At 62.5% G+C, this 18,218-nt stretch carries 19 protein-coding genes and 1 pseudogene; 10 read left to right on the plus strand and 10 right to left on the minus strand.

What is annotated here, in order from left to right; translation table 11 throughout:
* Positions 1 to 15: 15 nt before the first annotated feature.
* The 6 genes and pseudogenes from BJI47_RS05585 to BJI47_RS05615 all read left to right on the plus strand — a co-directional run bounded on the left by BJI47_RS05585 (position 16) and on the right by BJI47_RS05615 (position 5,029).
* On the plus strand, positions 16 to 429 hold the full coding sequence (locus BJI47_RS05585) for a nuclear transport factor 2 family protein (RefSeq protein ID WP_088942798.1): 414 nt from the start codon (positions 16 to 18) through the stop codon (positions 427 to 429).
* 340 nt (positions 430 to 769) lie between these two features.
* Positions 770 to 979 (plus strand): annotated as a pseudogene (locus BJI47_RS05595) (hydroxylase); the annotation flags it as partial.
* A gap of 260 nt (positions 980 to 1,239) precedes the next feature.
* The gene (locus BJI47_RS05600) at positions 1,240 to 2,103 is read left to right on the plus strand and encodes an SDR family NAD(P)-dependent oxidoreductase (RefSeq protein ID WP_254900405.1); all 864 of its coding nucleotides are present in this window, start codon (positions 1,240 to 1,242) and stop codon (positions 2,101 to 2,103) included.
* 42 nt (positions 2,104 to 2,145) lie between these two features.
* Positions 2,146 to 2,649, plus strand: coding sequence for a nuclear transport factor 2 family protein (locus tag BJI47_RS05605; protein ID WP_088942800.1), 504 nt, complete (start codon positions 2,146 to 2,148; stop codon positions 2,647 to 2,649).
* Positions 2,650 to 2,818: 169 nt separating this feature from the next.
* Positions 2,819 to 4,096, plus strand: coding sequence for an Hsp70 family protein (locus tag BJI47_RS05610; RefSeq protein ID WP_088942801.1), 1,278 nt, complete (start codon positions 2,819 to 2,821; stop codon positions 4,094 to 4,096).
* Between the two features lie 63 nt (positions 4,097 to 4,159).
* On the plus strand, positions 4,160 to 5,029 hold the full coding sequence (locus tag BJI47_RS05615) for a 1,4-dihydroxy-2-naphthoate polyprenyltransferase (protein WP_088942802.1): 870 nt from the start codon (positions 4,160 to 4,162) through the stop codon (positions 5,027 to 5,029).
* 4 nt (positions 5,030 to 5,033) lie between these two features.
* Here BJI47_RS05615 and BJI47_RS05620 read toward each other — a convergent pair whose 3' ends face one another.
* Positions 5,034 to 5,414, minus strand: a complete 381-nt coding sequence (locus BJI47_RS05620; RefSeq protein ID WP_084346175.1) for a phage holin family protein — start codon at positions 5,412 to 5,414, stop codon at positions 5,034 to 5,036.
* Positions 5,415 to 5,489: 75 nt separating this feature from the next.
* Here BJI47_RS05620 and pepN point away from each other — a divergent pair, with 75 nt between their 5' ends.
* Both pepN and BJI47_RS05630 read left to right on the plus strand, forming a co-directional pair.
* Positions 5,490 to 7,946 carry an aminopeptidase N gene (pepN, locus tag BJI47_RS05625; RefSeq protein WP_176224684.1) on the plus strand — a complete coding sequence of 819 codons (2,457 nt, stop codon included), beginning with the start codon at positions 5,490 to 5,492 and terminating at the stop codon, positions 7,944 to 7,946.
* 45 nt (positions 7,947 to 7,991) lie between these two features.
* On the plus strand, positions 7,992 to 8,294 hold the full coding sequence (locus BJI47_RS05630; protein WP_088942804.1) for a hypothetical protein: 303 nt from the start codon (positions 7,992 to 7,994) through the stop codon (positions 8,292 to 8,294).
* 52 nt (positions 8,295 to 8,346) lie between these two features.
* Here the strand turns inward: BJI47_RS05630 and BJI47_RS05635 are convergent, their stop codons facing one another.
* A complete protein-coding gene (locus BJI47_RS05635; protein WP_088942805.1) occupies positions 8,347 to 9,435 on the minus strand; it encodes a PLP-dependent cysteine synthase family protein in 1,089 nt (362 codons plus the stop codon).
* On the minus strand, positions 9,435 to 9,755 hold the full coding sequence (locus tag BJI47_RS05640) for a DUF4229 domain-containing protein (protein WP_088942806.1): 321 nt from the start codon (positions 9,753 to 9,755) through the stop codon (positions 9,435 to 9,437). Before BJI47_RS05640 ends, BJI47_RS05635 begins: the two co-directional genes overlap by 1 nt.
* A gap of 316 nt (positions 9,756 to 10,071) precedes the next feature.
* Between BJI47_RS05640 and BJI47_RS05645 the strand changes: the two genes are divergently transcribed.
* The gene (locus tag BJI47_RS05645) at positions 10,072 to 10,284 is read left to right on the plus strand and encodes a BldC family transcriptional regulator (protein WP_084346180.1); all 213 of its coding nucleotides are present in this window, start codon (positions 10,072 to 10,074) and stop codon (positions 10,282 to 10,284) included.
* 100 nt (positions 10,285 to 10,384) lie between these two features.
* Positions 10,385 to 10,585, plus strand: coding sequence for a hypothetical protein (locus BJI47_RS05650; RefSeq protein WP_088942807.1), 201 nt, complete (start codon positions 10,385 to 10,387; stop codon positions 10,583 to 10,585).
* A gap of 49 nt (positions 10,586 to 10,634) precedes the next feature.
* On the opposite strand, the gene BJI47_RS05655 is transcribed toward BJI47_RS05650, so the two are convergent.
* The 7 genes from BJI47_RS05655 to hemL all read right to left on the minus strand — a co-directional run bounded on the left by BJI47_RS05655 (position 10,635) and on the right by hemL (position 18,148).
* Positions 10,635 to 12,035: an AAA family ATPase gene (locus BJI47_RS05655; RefSeq protein WP_254900406.1), complete on the minus strand. Its 1,401-nt coding sequence runs from the start codon at positions 12,033 to 12,035 to the stop codon at positions 10,635 to 10,637.
* Between the two features lie 91 nt (positions 12,036 to 12,126).
* On the minus strand, positions 12,127 to 13,095 hold the full coding sequence (ccsB, locus tag BJI47_RS05660) for a c-type cytochrome biogenesis protein CcsB (RefSeq protein WP_088942808.1): 969 nt from the start codon (positions 13,093 to 13,095) through the stop codon (positions 12,127 to 12,129).
* 3 nt (positions 13,096 to 13,098) lie between these two features.
* On the minus strand, positions 13,099 to 14,742 hold the full coding sequence (locus BJI47_RS05665; protein ID WP_088942809.1) for a cytochrome c biogenesis protein ResB: 1,644 nt from the start codon (positions 14,740 to 14,742) through the stop codon (positions 13,099 to 13,101).
* Positions 14,739 to 15,560 carry a cytochrome c biogenesis CcdA family protein gene (locus tag BJI47_RS05670; protein WP_088942810.1) on the minus strand — a complete coding sequence of 274 codons (822 nt, stop codon included), beginning with the start codon at positions 15,558 to 15,560 and terminating at the stop codon, positions 14,739 to 14,741. The genes BJI47_RS05665 and BJI47_RS05670 overlap by 4 nt, the downstream gene beginning before the upstream one ends.
* Entirely contained in the window at positions 15,557 to 16,159 is a 603-nt protein-coding gene (locus tag BJI47_RS05675; protein ID WP_088942811.1) for a TlpA disulfide reductase family protein, read from the minus strand. Before BJI47_RS05675 ends, BJI47_RS05670 begins: the two co-directional genes overlap by 4 nt.
* Complete coding sequence (locus tag BJI47_RS05680) at positions 16,152 to 16,826, minus strand: histidine phosphatase family protein (RefSeq protein WP_088942812.1); 675 nt, start codon at positions 16,824 to 16,826, stop codon at positions 16,152 to 16,154. The genes BJI47_RS05675 and BJI47_RS05680 overlap by 8 nt, the downstream gene beginning before the upstream one ends.
* Entirely contained in the window at positions 16,823 to 18,148 is a 1,326-nt protein-coding gene (gene hemL / locus BJI47_RS05685; protein WP_088942813.1) for a glutamate-1-semialdehyde 2,1-aminomutase, read from the minus strand. Before hemL ends, BJI47_RS05680 begins: the two co-directional genes overlap by 4 nt.
* Between the last annotated feature and the right edge of the window lie 70 nt (positions 18,149 to 18,218).

The following is an 18,218-nucleotide window of genomic DNA, read 5'->3' on the forward strand; positions in this document are numbered from 1 at the left end:
TCGTAGTTTCATCACATGACCCTGACAAACAAGATCACTCGCGATTCAGCCCTCTCCACCGTGACCCGATACCTGGCCACGATCGCGGGTGCGACGTCATCGGACCAGATCGCAAGCCTGTACGCCGAGGGAGCAACGGTGGAGGATCCAGTCGGATCCGCAGCATTGTGTGGAAAGGACGCGATTGCACAGTTCTTCAAACCGTTGATCGAGTCCAGACGAGAGACCGAACTGCTCAACTTCCGCCACAGTGGCGATTCGGTCGCATTTCACTTTCTCGTGCGAACCCACACAGCAGACGGAGTTGTCGAGATAGAGCCGTTCGATGTGATGACGCTGGATGGCGACGGACGAATCACCTCGACGAAAGCGTATTGGTCTCCTGAGGACGTCCGGATGTCTCGTGGTGCGGACGATTCGAGCGAATAGATCTGAAGGAACGGGTGCCCGTTCGCACGTCCGGTGATACTGCTGCCCCGAAACTTGGAACCAATCGAGGACGACGTGGGAATCCATGCCCCGTGCCCGGCGAAAGAACTGGCGCTTCCGATGAGCGGGAGCGCCCGTTCTTTCGCCGGACTGTGAAATCTACTGTGACCAAGGAGTCAGCTACCGGATGGGTCGCCGGACATCACACGGAGGTACACGATGGTCCATGAAGTGGTTCTCGAAGTCGAGGAAATTGCCGCTCAGTTGGCTGGAGCGGCCCAGGAGACCGGAGATCTCGGCAAGCTCTCGGACCAGAGCGTGAGACTGGTCCGACAAGCCGGACACCTGGATCGCATCTCCGTACGCCGCCCAAGGTATCGCGACGCCTACCGATGGTGGATACACCCTGCGTGGCCACTGGAACTTCTCTTCGGGCACCGATCACTGCGAATGGATCTTTCTGGGCGCGATGGTCGGCGATGCCGAGGGAAACGCCATGATGCCACCCGAGATGATTCACGTGGTGCTGCCACGTAAGGACTACACGATTGCCATGGGTGAAGTGCCGGAGGGGCCACTGCGAGCGATGATCTGACGGTAAGACTTCCTACATATGTTGTCGCCGCTGCGATTCGGACCGATCCGCCATGAATTCACCCACCCGGGTCGGTATCCGCGCAGCTGCCTCATGCGGCTCACCGAGGGTGGCCCTTCGGTGAGCCGACTTTCTACTTTTGTTGCTGCACTGAGAGATCGAACGCGTACCGTTCGGGTAATCCCGTGACGGAAGAATCGAAGAAGGAGCTTGTGTTGAGTTCGGAAGATGATCGCGTCGCTGTGGTGACGGGCGCAAGCCGCGGGGCCGGCAAGGGAATAGCGTTGGCACTCGGCGATACGGGGGCCACCGTGTATGTCACGGGTCGTACTGCCTCGGCCGGGGATTCGCCTCTTCCAGGCACCGTCTTCGCGACGGCAGAGGAGATCACTCGGCGCGGCGGAACCGGTATTCCAGTGATCACCGACCACTCGGTGGACGGCGAGGTCGAGAATCTCTTCGAGAAAGTTCGCAAAGAGCAAGGTCGACTGGACATCCTCGTCAACAATGCACTCGCCGTTCCCGATGCGCTGACCATGAAGGGTCCGTTCTGGGAGAAGCCGCTGTCGTTGCTCGATCTGCTCGATGTCGGAATGCGATCGACCTATGTCGCTTCGCACTTCGCGGCGCCATTGCTGATCGAAGGCGGAAGCGGCCTCGTGGTGAACACTTCCAGCTTCGGCGGCACGTGTTACATGCACGGACCTGCCTACGGCGCAGGAAAAGCAGCGGTGGACAAGATGGCTCACGACATGGCTCACGACTTCCGGCCGTTCGGTGTGGCAGTGATCTCGATCTGGATGGGGTTGCTCAAGACCGAGCGCACCCTCGCGGGCTTTGCCGCCAATCCGGACGCGTACGCACAGTTGGCTGCTACTGCGGAGACACCGGAATTCACCGGAAGGATCATCGCAGCGTTGGCGCGTGATCCGCACCTGATGCAGCGCAGCGGACACGTTCTCGTCGGTGCAGAGCTCGCCGCCGAACTCGGTGTGGTCGACGTCGACGGAAATCTGCCCCCTTCGCATCGGCCCATGCTGGGCGATCCACCGCAGTACAGTTCCGCGGTAATCGATTGAGGCTCAGACCGATTCAAATTTTTCCGACGAAAGGATTCTGATGTGAGCATTCCATCGATCGAACAAAGATTGTCCGACCTCGAGAAGATCGAGGCAATCAAATCGCTGAAACATCGCTACCTGAGAGCATGCGACTCCAAGGATGTCGACACATTTCGCGCATGCTTCATCGAACGCGGAGCGATCATGGACTACGGCCGACTAGGAAAACACGAGGATGCAGATCCAGTCGCCGAGATCTTCCGCAAGGTTGCACTGAGGAAAGAATCGGGAACGTATGCCGTCCTCGACATGCACCACGCGTTCCATCCGGACATCAAGCTGACCGCCGGTGACCATGCCGAAGGCAAGTGGACATTGGCGTTTCGCCAACTCGATATGACCGCCCGCACCGAAACCGTGTCGTCCATGGAGTACGAGGACGAATACGTTGTCGAGGACGGCGAATGGAAAATTTCATATTGCCGGGCGGTCCCCCTCTGGTCCATGACCCGGCCCCTGGGCGAGTCCGTCGAGGTGGTGCAAGGCTGGGGATTGGACACCTAGCTTCTTGTTCGGCGGATGCGCCTGCTCCGACCGGTGTGCACTCTTCCGTTCAGCCGAAAAGCATCTCTTGGTCTGTTATAGATCAAAAAACCGACCCTTACACGGTAGGCTGACACGGAAGTTCTACAGGTGTACCGCCGCCGATGAGGAAAGGGAAGCCACGAGAGCGATGGATTCAGCAGTCGGCATATCGATGGGTGTCAGTGGCATTCGAGCAGTTCGCACTGTCGACGGCCGATCGTTCTCCACCGAATGGTTCCCCACTGCCGGTCCGACGCCCGATGCCGAGGACGTCGCGCACGCCATCCGGGTCGTTGTCGACCGTCCGGACGCTCCGCATTCTCTCGGCGTCGCCTTCCCCGACCCCGGCTACAGTGCCGCGTTGAAGGCCGCGCTGGTAGAGGAGTACGTGTCGGAGGTACGCGTGATCTCCGAGGTTGCAGGCATTCTCGAGCAGCTGAGTGCGGACCCCGATTTCCGGTATCGCACCGTCGCACTCTACGACCTCGGGGCGACCGGCCTCGAGATGACCGTCGCAGATATCGACAGCGGAACGGTCTACGCCGCGACTCGAACATCCGAGATGAGCGGCGAAGTCCTCGATCGCGCTGTGCGAGATCATCTCCTCACGCTCGACATTCTTGCGATTCCACGCACCGAATCCGAAGAACACGCTCTGTTGGAATTCAGTCGTGAGATCAAGGAAGCGCTGTCCACGCACGAGGCGACACAGACTTCGGACGGGGCATTTCGGCTGCTGGATCGTCACATGTTCGAGCTGCAGATCATGCGAGCGGCCGAGCACTCGGCAACCGCCCTCCGCGATCTCGCCGAGATGTCCGAGATTCCGCCCGAGGTGGTGGTCACGGTCGGTGGCGGCGCAAGAATTCCCCTGTTGAAAGAGGTACTCGAGCGATATCTCCGGATTCCGGTTGTTGTGCCCGTCGATCCGGAGCTGATCAGTGCTCGCGGTGCAGCGCTGTACGCAGCCCGGGTGGACCAGCAGCAGACAGCCGAATCGGGAGCCTCACGCTGGAGCGTCACATCACTGTTGACCCCGCTCGTACGTTTCGGACTTCCCACCCTCGCCGCGCTGGGCTTCTTCACCTGGATGCTGTGGCCCGGCGCCGGGGAGGAACCATCGTTGACCGGAACCCAGGACACGGCCGTCGAGAAACCCACCGTCGAGATCGTGTCCACCACGACGCCTGCGCCGAAGGCAGCAGTAGCCACCACGGTCGTGATCCCGACGTCGGATGCGCCATCCGTTACGACCACTGCACCGCCTGCTGTTTCGACGGCCGAAAGTCGGTACGTACCCGATCGCAGCACCGATGTGAACTCCGAAGCCCCACCCGCTCCGCCCCCTCCGCAGCCGTTCCAGTTGCCGCCGCTGCAGCTGCCGAAATTTCAGCTGCCCGAGTTGCCTCGTCTGCCTCTTCCCTGATTCTCCGCCGTGTTACTCGGCCCTCCGAGGACATCTACGACGGCGATACGCAAAGATCACAGCATGGCCACCACTGCTCAATGGATCGAAGGCGCACGCCCACGCACGTTGCCCAACGCTATTGCGCCCGTTCTCGTCGGAACAGGTGCAGCGGCGTCACTCGGGGACGCAGTGTGGTGGAAGGCGCTGCTCGCGCTGCTCGTGTCGCTGGCGCTCATCATCGGTGTCAACTACGCCAACGACTACTCCGACGGCATCCGTGGAACCGACGACGAACGCGTCGGCCCGCTCCGGCTCGTCGGGTCGAAGGTGGCCTCGCCCGGCTCTGTCAAGGCTGCTGCCGTCGGATGTTTCGTAGTGGGCGGAGTTGCCGGGATCGTATTGGCGGTGACCAGTGCATGGTGGCTCATCCTCGTCGGCGTTGTCTGTATTGCGGGTGCGTGGTTCTACACCGGCGGCAAGAAGCCCTACGGGTACAGCGGCTTGGGTGAAGTAGCGGTCTTCGTGTTCTTCGGCCTCGTTGCGGTTCTCGGTACCCAGTTCGTGCAGGCGGGTCGGGTCGACTGGGTTGGCGCGGTCGCGGCCGTCGCAGTCGGATCTTTCTCGAGCGCTGTGCTCGTCGCCAACAACCTTCGTGACATCGACACCGATCCGGACTCCGGAAAACACACACTCGCTGTGCGACTGGGTGACTCCCGCACCCGGTTGCTCCACCTTGCACTGATGATCGTTCCGTTCGCGGTAACGGTCGCGCTCGTCGCGCGTACGCCGTGGGCGCTGCTCGCGCTACTCGCGTTGCCGCTGGCAGCACGCGCAAACACGCCGGTACGTACGGGTGCGACGGGATTCGCACTCATCCCGGCGCTTCGCGACTCCGGTCTGGCGATGCTGGTGTGGGGTTTGACGACCGGAGCCGCATTGGCGTTGGCGTAGACCGTCAGCGGTTCTCGGGCACGAACGCGCCGAGTAGGAAGTTGACGATCGAAATGATGAGTGCGCCCCAGAATGCTGCACCGAAGCCGGCAATCGCCAATCCGTAATCGGTCACCGAGGAGATCCAAGCGGTGAGGAGCAGCATCAGCGCGTTGATGACGAGGGTGAACAGTCCGAGCGTCAAAATGACCAGGGGAAGCGACAGCAGTTTTACCATCGGCTTGATGAACGCATTGACGATGGTGAAGACCGCTGCAATACCCGCCAGGACGATCAAATCCCATCCTGTTCCACGGCCTGAGCTCGCGAGTTCGATGCCACCGACCCACTGCGCAGCCAACCAGATTGCAAGAGCATTGATAACGAGCCGTACCAGAAATGTCATGCGCACAAGACTATGCGGCGCAGCGGCGACGGGTGTGCCCACCCGCAGCGTTATCGCGCGGCTTACGCTCGACATGTGAACACTGCGAACCTCACCCGTACCGAGACACGCCGTCGCTCGCGACACATCACCGATGTCTCGTATCGGATCGAGCTGGACCTACTCGGCGCACCCTACGCCGACACCGATACGTTCACCTCTCGCACCACCATCTCGTTCGACGCGTCCACACCGGCGACCTGGATCGATTTCCTCGGCGCGGAAGTGAAATCGGTAAGGCTCAACGACGTCGAGATTCCCGTGGACTACGACGGCGCACGCATTCAGCTCGTCGGTTTGGCCTCGAGAAACACGGTCGTCGTCGACGCGTTGGCTCGTTACAGCAGGTCCGGTGAGGGTCTTCACCGTTTCGTCGATCCTGTCGACGACGAGGTCTATCTCTACACCCAATTCGAACCGGCCGACGCTCGACGCGTCTTCGCGAATTTCGAACAGCCCGACATCAAGGCGCCGTTCACCTTCGTGATCACCGCGCCGTCTGGCTGGGAAGTTCTCTCCAACCGGACTGGAATCCGTACGGGAGATACCGTGACCTTCGCCCCTACCCTGCCCATCTCGACGTATATCACCGCCGTCGCCGCGGGGCCCTATCACCGATCCGAATCATCGTGGACTCGAGGCGATCTCACTGTGGAGCTCGGCGCACTGTGCAGAGCTTCTCTCGCCGACTACTTCGATCCCGAGGACATCTTCGATATCACTCGGCGGGGGCTCGACTTCTTCCACGACAAATTCCGATACCCGTATCCGTTCGGCAAATACGATCAGCTCTTCGTTCCCGAGTACAACCTCGGCGCAATGGAGAATCCAGGTTTGGTCACGTTCACCGAATCCTACGTATTCCGTTCCGCTGCAACAGATGCCCAGTACGAAGCTCGCGCCAACACGATTCTGCACGAGATGGCGCACATGTGGTTCGGCGATCTCGTGACCATGGAGTGGTGGGACGACCTATGGCTGAAAGAATCTTTCGCCGACTTCATGGGCGCCTACGCCTCCGCGGACGCCACACGCTTCACCGATGCCTGGGTCAGTTTCGCGAACAGGCGTAAGGCCTGGGCGTATCTGCAAGACCAGCTCCCGACGACCCACCCCATCGTCGCCGACATCACCGACCTCGAAGCTGCCAAACTGAATTTCGACGGCATCACCTACGCCAAGGGCGCCAGCGTACTCAAACAACTGGCAGCATACGTCGGAGACGAGGCCTTCTTCGAGGCCTCCCGGAGGTATTTCGCCGAGTTCGCTTTCGGCAACACGACACTCGCAGATCTACTGACTCACGCCTCTGCCGCTTCCGGGCGGAACCTGGACAGCTGGGCTACCGCATGGCTACAGAGCAGCGGCGTATCGACGCTCTCTTACACCGACGGCAGCGTCGAGCAGACCGATCCACGCCCGCATCGCCTGGCCATCGGACTGTACGACGCGGATGCCGACGGCAATCTCGTTCGGACGGGGCGTCGCGAGATCGATATCGTCGATGCGAGTACCCCCATCGAATTGCCCAGTGCCGCATTGGTTCTCCTCAACGATGACGATCTGACGTACGCCAAGATTCGACTCGACGAGAAATCGATTGCCACTATCGACAGTTCGCTGGACCGAATCGTCGATCCCTTGGCTCGGGGATTGATCTGGTCGGCGCTGTGGAACGCAACCCGTGACGCGGAACTCGCACCGACGAAGTTCTTGGACCTCGTCACGCGGTTCGCATCATCGGAGAGCAAGGTCGGCATCCTGGAGGCCGTTCTCGCCAATGCCCAGTACGCAATCGATCATTACCTTCCGGACGGTGAGGATGCTGCCCGACTCTGGCTGGACACGTGCTGGTCTCAACTGATGTCGGCCGATGCCGGAGGCGACACGCAAGTGGTGTGGCTACGCGCGGTCGGCGCGGCGGCCCAGAACTTCGATTCCAGGGCCGAGGACATCTTCGGACTACTCGACGGCACCCTACCCCTCGAGGGCCTCGACCTCGATCCACAGCAGCGGTGGTTGCTGATGCGCGCGCTCAGCGCCTCCGGTCGCGCCGACAAGGACGCGATCGATGCCGAATCGACCTTGGACGCATCGGCTTCCAGCCGCAATTCGTATCGCGCCGCGATCTCGGCCAGACCCACTTCCGAAGCGAAGTCGGCTGCGTGGTCGGCGTTGATGGACTCCGACGACCTGTCCAACGACGCCGTCGACGCAACGGTGTCTGGTTTCCGTGCCGGTGGGCGACGTGATGTGTTGGCGCCCTTCGACTCTCACTACTTCGAGGTGATCGCGGATCTCTGGGCCGGGCGAAGTATCGAGATCGCCAGGAGGCTCGTCATCGGATTGTTCCCGCAGCAGCAGAGCACCGAGGCTGCCGATGAGTGGCTCGCTGCTCACGAGTGGGCGCCGGCGGCGCTTCGCAGGCTCGTCATCGAACAGCGGGACCACCTCGCCCGGGCCATTCGGGTACGTGAGGCGGCCGAGTCCTGACCGACCTCGTATGCGGCACGACGTCCTCGGCACTACTGTCGGGGTATGGCTCTTAATACGATTGCAACGTCGGCACTCGCGGCCGGCGGACTCCTCGGCGGTTTCGCGGTGGCACGGAAGACGAAGAACCGGCAGCTCGGAGGCGCTGTCCTCGCGGCGACCGGTGTCGCGTGCACGCTCTCATGGAATGCGTCCTCAGGCCCGAAGGTCGCCGGGGCGCTCCTGGCTACCTATCTCGTGGGGTTCGGGGCCTCGCACCCACTGGCGAAGAAGATCGGCGCCTGGCCTGCGGTGGGCTCGGTGGCGGCGGCGACGGCAGCGGCGTCGGTGGTGTTGATGCAGGAGTAGAGCCTGCGGAACGACCCAGTTGGGCGGGAGTAGAGCCTGCGGAACTGGGAGTTCAGGGTACGAATTCTCCTGTTTCGAGGAAGTTTTCGAGGACCGAGGTCGGGCCGGTGAGGTCCATTCCCTGATCGGCGACCCAGCTGTCGTCGAAGTAGGTGTCGGCGTAGCGTTCTCCGCCGTCGCACAGCACTGTCACGACGCTGCCGTGGTCGCCGGCGGCGATCATGTCGGAGATCAGTCCGAAGGCGCCCCAGATGTTGGTTCCGGTCGACCCGCCGACTCGCTTTCCGAGAACTGTGGATGCGTGTCTGGTGGCGGCGACGGATGCTGCGTCGGGTACGGCGATCATGCGATCGATGACTTGCCCGACGAAGGATGGTTCGATTCGTGTGCGTCCGATTCCTTCGATCCGAGATGGTTTGTCGGTCTGGTAGTCGGCGCTTCCGCTTTCGTAGCCGCCGATGAACGCGGAGTTCTCCGGGTCTACGACGGCCAATCGTGTGGCGTGGCGTCGGTACCGGATGTAGCGGCCGATGGTGGCGCTGGTGCCGCCGGTGCCGGCTCCCATCACGACCCAGGTGGGTATGGGTGATTCTTCGCGGGTGAGTTGGTCGAAGATGGATTCGGCGATGTTGTTGTTTCCGCGCCAGTCGGTTGCGCGTTCGGCGTGCGTGAACTGGTCCATGTAGTGCGTGTCGGGTTCGGCGGCGAGTCGGTGCGCTTCGGTGTACATCGCGGCCGGGTCGTCGACGAAGTGACATTTCCCGCCGTGGGTTTCGATGAGCGCAATTTTGGCGGGGCTGGTGCTGCGCGGCATGACGGCGACGAAGCGCAGGCCGAGTAGGCGCGCGAAGTATGCCTCACTGACTGCTGTCGATCCGGAGGATGCTTCGACGACGGTGGTGTTCTCGGTGACCCAACCGTTGCAGATCGAGTAGAGGAACAGTGAGCGGGCGAGCCGGTGCTTGAGGCTTCCGGTGATGTGCGTGGACTCGTCTTTGAGGTAGAGCTGGATGTTCCAGGCGGCCGGCAGCGGGTAGCGCAGGAGATGGGTGTCGGCGCTGCGTTGGGCGTCCGCGTCGATCAGCCGGACTGCGTTGTCGACCCATTCACGTGACGCCGAGTGATCGACGATGCGGGTCATCAGCGGCCGTCGTCTCCGCGAAGCTTCGATTGCAGATCTGCACGCGCTTGTCTGCGTCCCTCGTCCACTCCGGCGATCGACACGTTGACTCGAATGCGCAGCGACTTGAACAGCAGCAGCGACAGCGGCAGCGCGATCAGTACTCCGAATACCGCGGCAACGAGTATGGGCACCTCGACACCGAAGAGCAGGCCGATTCCGAAGATGACGGCGGCGATGACGATGACGAGCAACAAGCGTGCTCCGGTGTAAAGAGCTATGTCACGGAACAGCTGACCCTTCGTTGCGGTGGGCGCGGGGGGTGTGTTGCTTTCGGTCACGACCTCAGGCTACCGCCCGGAACAACCCATCTCGATGCCGCCTGACTTATCCGATTTGTCCATTACCTCCCCTTTACCAACTTTAGGTCAGTCGAGTACCTAGGGGTCTGGATGTAACCATGGGTCTCGTACACCACGCGTACTCGACCGATCGGACGAGAACGCAGGTCCACGCGGGCGGATCCCAATCGGGATGCACACCCCACGAGGGCGGGTCTTGCTTCACCGAGGACCCCGTCAGGGTGAAGACACCAGCAGTACCGGACACATCAGCGATCGATCACACGCGAGACAGCACGCAGGAGGACACGAGAAGATGAGCGCACCAACTCTGCACAAGGCTCAGGATTCACTGCTCACACCGGGGCAGGTAGCGGCGCTCTTTCATGTCGATCCGAAGACCGTGACCCGATGGGCACACGCAGGACGGCTCGGATCGCTTCGTACGCCCGGCGGCCACCGTCGTTTCCGCGAGTCCGAGGTCATGGCTTTGCTGACCTCGCTGACCACGGAGGCAGGACACAGGTAGCTCGCCGCTCACACAGGAAAGGCGATTCTCAGGAAACTGCGAGCCGCGTGGGGTGCACATGACATCCCCACGCGGCTACCCTCTTATGAGGAGGTGCGACATGATCTATCTTTTGGCGATGATCGGTCTGGTAGCAGTGATCGTCCTGTTCTGGAAGGCGTTCGGCCCGACGGTGCAGGAACCTGCAGGCAAGGTGATCGGGCCTGACGACGACCCAGAATTCCTGTGGAAGATGAATCGAGATACTCGGCGTTCGGGCACCGATGGTCAGGATTCGGGAAAACAAGATCGACCAGAGTAACCAGCGAGACGGGTGAACCGTCCTAGCGCCTCTGTGTGCAGCCCGCTCCTCAGGAGCGGGCTGTTCTTGTCCGATCTTCCGTGTGCGCTGCGTCCGGTCGAGTGCTGGGGAAGTCTGCGGCTACGGCAGCAGCCAATTCCAGCAGAGCGAACCGAGTCTTGGATTTGAGTCGACCGAGATCGATCTCCGCTCCCTCTTCCAGGTGCGGGTCGAAGGGCACGAGCACGACCTGCCTGCACCGTTGCGCAAAGTGCTCTACAACCTTCGTAAGATCAACTTTCCCCGCTCGCGGCCGCACGGCATTGACGACGGCTACCGAGGATCGAACGAGATCTCGGTAGCCGTGTGCGTCGAGCCAATCGAGGGTGGCCGATGCACTCCGGGCGCCGTCGACCGAGCTGGAACTGACCACAACCAGAGAGTCGGAACCGGACAGGATGCTGTCCATTGCGGAGTGCATCAAACCGGTACCGCAATCGGTCAGGACGATGCTGTAGAACTTTTCGAGCAGATCGACGGCGCGATCGTAGTCGCTGCCGCTGAATGCTTTCGACACAGCAGGGTCGGAGTCCGACGCGAGCACCTCGAGCCTGAACTCGTTCTGCGAGGTGTATCCGCGTACGTCGCTGTATCGATCCAAACTATCGATGTCGCGCAGCATGTTTCGCACCGTCGCCGGCGTTTCGATGGGCACTTTCTGACTCAGCGTCCCTCGATCGGGATTGGCGTCGACAGCTATGACGCGGTCGCCTCTGATACTCGCGAAGATGGACCCGAGAGTCGCCGTCGTCGTGGTCTTTCCGACGCCTCCCTTGAGGCTGAGCACCGACACTCGGTAGCAGCCGACCAGTTGGCGGTCGACCTGTCGAATCAGGCGCAACTGCTTTTCGTCACGCGGATTGTTTCCCAGGTTCACTCGCTTGCCCGACGCGGAATACAGCCACCGACGCCAGCCCGATAGTGGCGCGGGGCTGACCTGCTTCACCAGCAGAGCGTTGGTCAGATCGAGTGCGGACGAAGCGATTACCGGCGTTGGCAGCGCAGTCGGCGGCGCAGTGCGTGGATACTGATCCTCGGCCGGCATCGGTACGGGCGTCGACCGGAAGCCAGGGTCGGGTGCAGCGTCGGACGCTGCGACGACCGGTGCCTCGGCGTCGTGAACCACTGTGGGCTCGGGCTCAGGCTCGAGCTCGGTCTCACGGGACGGAGCCTTCACCGGCGCGACGACCGGGGCTGCGGCATCCAGGAGTGTCACTGCCGAAGGTGTCACTGCCGCAGGTGTGACTGCCGCAGGTGTCACTGCCGCAGGTGTCACTGCCGGGGGTGTCACTGCCAGGGTTGTGACTTCTGCGGGCGTGACTTCTGGCGGTGCAGCGATCGGCGAAGGCCGGTCCTCGTCCGGTTCTTCCGGCCGCACCGCCTGCCACGAACTCATCTGCCAATCGGCCATGAACTTGTCCCCCCACCGTTACCGAGACGGGTGACGCGCTCCCCAGCGCGCCACCCCGGTCCTGCCTATAATTTCAGGCGGACGTTACCAGCTAGTTCAGACCGGCATAGGAGTGCAGACCGGAGACCACCATGTTGATGATGAAGAGGTTGAACAACATGGTGACGAATCCACCGACGTTGATCCAGGCTGCGCGAGTGTTCCGCCACCCGGACGTTGCCCGTGCGTGCAGATATGCGGCGTAGATGACCCAGGTGATGAAGGACATCGTTTCCTTGGGATCCCAACCCCAGAAGCGGCCCCACGCTGCTTCTGCCCAGATCGCACCGAGGATGACGCCTGCACCGAACAGTGGGAACGCGATGATCGTCGTCTTGTACGCGAGCCGGTCGAGCGATTGAGCGTCGGGAAGCTTGGCGGCGAATCTGCCGAGCGCGGTGCTCTTCTCCTCGCCGGCAGGCTGCTTGATGCGCAGCAGAAACAGCAGGCTCGCGACGCCGGAGACGAGCAGGATTCCACTGCCGACGCTGACGATGGTGACGTGGATCGGCAGCCAGTAGGAGCGCAGTGCAGGCACGACGGGTGCGGCGTCGGCGTAGAGCTTGGTAGCGGCGAGGAACATCAGGATGATGATCGGCGCCAGGACGAAGACGAGCATCGGGCGCATCGCACGCTTACGCAGCAACACGATCGAGGTCAGCGTGGCAGCGGCCGTGGCCATGGTGACGAACTCGTACATGTTGCCCAGCGGGAACCTGTGCGTTGCGAACCCGCGCAGGATGACCGCTGCCACATGCAGCACGAGTGCGAGGATCAGCAGCGCGTATCCCATGCCGGCCAGACGCTCGGACAGCGGAGGCTTCGGCGCGTCGGCTATGCGCCCCGGGCCGGTGGCCGTCGCGATCGGCGCACCGGAGCCGACCAGTTCCTTGGAGTGAACGGCCGAGGCCTTCACCGACGCGTACTGCGCAATGAGCAGGACGAATGCGAGTACGTAGATCGTGAATGAGGACTCGAAAGACCAGTCGCTGTACTGCGAGAGCGTCTCGTTAATCGGCATCGGTCAGTTCTCCTGGTCGTTCTTCGTGTTCACAGAGTTTGCGTCCACAGTTTTCACGTCGGCAATCAGACGCTCGCAGAGGTTGTCGAACTCCTCACCCCACCCGGCCTGATCGGTACGAGCCAACCCGCCAAGTTCTACTACAGTACGTCGTGGGTCAGCGTCCGCAAGAAGTCGGACCCACACTCGGCGCCTCTTGATCACCAGCGAGACCAGTAGTCCGCTCATCATCGTCAGCGCGAAAACGAGCACCCAGGTCTGCGCCGGATCGTGCGACACCTGCAGATTCACGAACTCTTCGGCACCGTCGAATCGGACGGTCGTGCCGTCGGACAGCGTCGAGGCTTCACCTGGCTTCAGGTTCACTCGGTCCTGTTTGACGAGCCGACCCTGGTTGATCATCTCCTGGTTCAGCGTGAACAGTGACTGCGGAAGGCCGGTATCGAGTCCGGTGTCACCCTTGTAGATGTCGATGGCGACGGCGGGGTCGGTCATCGCCGGGTAGCTGGAGGAGAGCAGTTTGCCGTGGAAGAACGCAGTAGGTGCGAACAGGCCCTCGATCGCGATCTGGTTCTTACGACGGTCCTCTGCGTCGGGGTAGAGCCCGCCCGGTGGGTCGATCCGCATGACGCCGCTGGAGAGGAATGTCGTGGCGTCGGTCGGTTGCCACTGGATGGTCTCGGTGCGGGTTTCGCCGTTCGGGAAGGTCACCGTGAATGTCGGCGCGTATCCGTGGCCTTGCAGGTACACACGGTCCCCTGCCACCCGTAGCGGATGGTTGACCTGCAGAACATCGGACTTCCAGACGTTGTTCGCGAGGTCGTCACCTGCCTGGTACTCGATGTTGGACGTGAACTGCTCGGCCTGACCGTTCTCGAGATAGTCGGCCTTGAAATCCTTGACGCGGACGCACAGTGGTTCGAGTCCGGTGCCGTCGACCTCGAAACCGGCCCGGAAGCTGTCGTAAATTGCCGGTGAGGTGCTGCAGATCCCCGGTCCGTCGTTGGCGATGACCACGACGTTGCCTTCGTATCCGAACAGCTTCCCCAACGCGATGGCGGCGAGGAGAAGGACGAGCGAGATGTGGAAGACGAGGTTGCCGAACTCTCGGAGGTACCCCTTCTCCGCAGACAGCGTCACCTCCCCGTTGCTTTCACGCTTCTCCACGCGCCAGCCGCGCAACTGTGCCTGCACGATTGCTGCGGTGTCCTCGGGTGAACCGTCGGCGACGTACCGGCGATGGTGCGGTAGCCGCGACAGGTTCCGGGGAGCCCGAACAGGCCTGGTACGCAGAGCTTTTCCGTGCTCGATGCAGCGCGGAAGGATGCAGCCGATGAGGGAGACGAACAGCAGCGCGTAAATCGCGGTGAACCAGAAGCTGCTGAAGACATCGAAGAGTTCGAGTCGATCCATCAGCGGGCCGAGCGTCGGGCGGGCGGCGATGTACTCGTCGACCTTGCCCGCGTTGAGGCTGCGTTGAGGAACCAGTGCACCGGGGATCGCCGCGAAGGCCAGCAGGAAGAGCAGTACGAGTGCCGTCCGCATGCTCGTCAGACCACGCCAGATGTTGCGGGCGCCGGCGAGGACGCGTCGTGCCGCCGGCTGACGTCGTGGCGCCTGCTCCGGTCTGGTGTCGAGATCGGTCATATCGGCAACACCACGTCCGATACGAAGGCGTCACGGACCCAACCGACGAACACGTCCCACGCTCCCGTCACCAGGGCAATTCCTACTGCTATCAACATGATTCCGCCGAATACCTGTATCTGTCGTGAGTGGGTACGAAGCCAGCCGACTCCGCGAAGTGCGCTGACCGATCCAAAGGCGAGAATGACGAACGGCAATCCGAGTCCGAGGCAGTACGCGACGATGAGTATCACTCCGCGTGCCGCCGTTGCACCTTCGGTTCCCGCCGCGAGCGAAATGACGCCCGCGAGTGTCGGTCCGAGGCAAGGGGTCCATCCCAGTGCGAACACACCACCGAGCAGTGGTGCGCCGATGAGACTGCCGACTCGGCGCGGCTCGAATCGGACGTCGCGCTGCAGGGCAGGCACGAGCCCGACGAACACCAAGCCCATTGCGATGGTGACGACGCCACCTATTCGCATCAGCAGTTCGCGATTGACCGCCAGTACCGAGATCGCACCGAAGACCGTTGCCGTCGCCAACACGAAAACCACGGTGAAGCCGAGGACGAACAGCCCTGCCGCACCGGCGACTCGCATTCGAGTCCGAGTCCGCACCTTCGTCGTCGCAGCTTCCGTCGCGGTCACCGCCGGAGCGTCTGCTCCGACTACCCCGGCGAGATAGGACAGATATCCCGGCACCAGCGGAACCACGCACGGCGACGCGAACGAGACGAGACCGGCGAGCACGCACACGCCGAAGGCGAGGACGAGCGGACCCGTCGACGCCGTCGTCTGGAACGTCTCACCGATGCCCGCCAAGTGGACCGTGTTGTTCACTGTTGCTCGGGCCCCTCACCTGCGACCCGTTCGACGACGGGTTGCAGGTCCTCGGCGAGCAGTTCACGTAGGAAGACTGCTGCGACGCGGTGCTTCTTGTCGAGCACGATCGTGGTGGGAACCACCGAAGTCGGTATGCCGCCGAGGGCGGTGAGTGTGCGCATCGGGGGGTCGTAGATCGACGAGTAGGTCACGTTGTTGTCGACGACGAAGTCCTGCGCTTTGTCCTGGGCGCCGTCGCGCACATTGATACCGAGGAATTCGACGCCGAGATCCTTGGTGTTCTCGTAGACCTCTTCGAGGTCGTCGGCCTCACCACGGCACGGTCCGCACCATTGTCCCCAGACATTGATCACGACGGCTTTGCCTTCGTAATCGGACAACGACGTCGTGGCACCTTCGGTCATCAGATCGGGCCCGGACAACGTTCCGACCGTTCCGCGCTCGGAAGGCGGGTCGTAGTAGATCTCGGTCTGGCCACCGGGCGAGACGAAGTCGAAGGTACCGCCGGTGGCGACCGCGTCGGTGCCGGTAGCGCAGGCGCCGAGCAGCACCACGACGGAGATGCCGGAAGCTGCGGCAGTGAGAAATCTACGCACCGGTGATCCTGGGATCGCTGGCACCGCCGGGCTCGGAGTAGACGATGTCCACGAGGGTGTCGCCCTCGTAGACGAGAGAGGTGAGCGAGGCGAGGCCGCACTGACGGTGCCGCGGATCGTGCCAGAGGCGTTCGCCCTGCAGGAATCGCCGCAATGTCCATACCGGCAACTGATGGCTGACGACGACGGCTTCGTGGCCCACCGCGGCCACGCGGGCCGCTCCGACCGCGGCGAGCATGCGATGCGCGATCTGTAGGTACGGTTCACCCCACGACGGGGTGAACGGGTTACGCAACTTCCACCAGTGGCGCGGACGGCTCAGGGCGCCGTCACCGACTGCGACGCGAAGGCCCTCGAAATCGTTTCCCGCTTCGATGAGGTTCTCGTCTTCCTCCACCGTGAGCCCGTGCGCAGCCGCGATCGGTGTCGCAGTTTCTTGTGCGCGTTGGAGTGGCGATGCGACGACGAGTGCTATGTCGTGTCCGGCAAGAGCATTGGCGACGGCAGTGGCTTGGGCCTGGCCTGTGACCGACAGCCGGAATCCGGGAAGGCGTCCATAGAGGATGCCCTTCGGGTTGTGCACTTCACCATGACGCAGGACATGGACGATGGTCCTGCTGGCCTGGTGCGGATGCGTGGCGTCGTTCGTGGTGGGCGCGTCGGTCACTTGGAGGTTCCAGCTTCTGCTTGGGCTGCTGCACGAGCGGCGGCGGGTAGAGCGTCGGCGATGATCGAGAAGGCATTGTCGTCCAGGGCTGCGGAGACGAACCAGGCTTCGAATGCGCTCGGCGGCGGATAGACGCCGCGGGAGAGCAGGCCGTGGAAGAAGGCCGGGTAACGCCAGGTCTCGGCTGCCTTGGCACCTGCATAGTCGGTGACCGGTCCGTCGGAGAAGAACACGCTCACCATAGTGCCCGCGAACTGCACATGATGACGCACGCCTGCCGCGGTGAGGGCATCGCCGAGGAGTCCACCGAGCTGCTTGGAGTTTTTCTCGAGCTTCTCGTATACCGCCGCATCGGCCAGTCTCAGGCTGGCAAGTCCGGCGGCGACGGCTACCGGGTTACCGGACAATGTGCCCGCTTGGTAGACCGGGCCGGCCGGGGCGAGGTACGCCATGATGTCGGCGCGACCACCGAATGCAGCCGCGGGGAGCCCGCCGCTCATGACCTTTCCGAACGTGTAGAGATCGCCTGCGACGCCGTCGATGCCGTACCAACCGGCGGCGCTGACGCGGAATCCCGTCATCACTTCATCCATGATCAGCAGCGCACCATTGTCGGTGGCGATGCGACGCAGGCCTTCGTTGAAGCCGGTGACCGGCGGGACTGCGCCCATGTTGCCTGCGGCAGCCTCGGTGATGATGCAGGCGAACTCGCCTGGATTCTCCGCGAACGCTGCCTCGACGGCGGCGAGGTCGTTGTACGGAACCACGATCGTGTCGCCGGCCTGAGCGCCCGTCACTCCCGGCGATGTCGGCAGCCCCAGTGTCGCGAGACCCGAGCCTGCATCGGCGAGCAACGCATCGACATGGCCGTGGTAGCAGCCGGAGAACTTGAGGATCTTGGTGCGTCCGGTGAAACCGCGCGCGAGGCGGACCGCGCTCATCGTGGCCTCTGTGCCGGAATTCACAAGGCGAATCTGCTCCACCGGGCCCACACGCCCGATGATTTCCTCTGCGAGCTCGATTTCCCGCTCGGTCGGCGCACCGAACGACAAGCCCGTCGCTGCTGCCTTCTGGACCGCTTCTACGACGACCGGATGAGCGTGTCCGTGGATCATCGGGCCCCACGAGGAGATCAGGTCGACGTAGGACTTACCGTCGGCATCGATCATCGTGTATCCGCTGGCCTCGGCGATGAACCGGGGGGTTCCACCTACCGATTGAAACGCGCGAACCGGGGAGTTCACTCCACCAGGAATCACCGCGCTCGCGCGCTCGAAGAGTCGGGCCGAAACAGGGGCATCGTCGCCGGTCGGAACAGTCACGAACTCCAGTGTCCCAGGTTTACCAGTTTCGCCAACTACAGGGCGTAATAATTCACCGATCGCCACCGAG

It is taken from the genome of Rhodococcus sp. 1168, assembly GCF_002091955.1.
Lineage (GTDB): Bacteria > Actinomycetota > Actinomycetes > Mycobacteriales > Mycobacteriaceae > Rhodococcoides.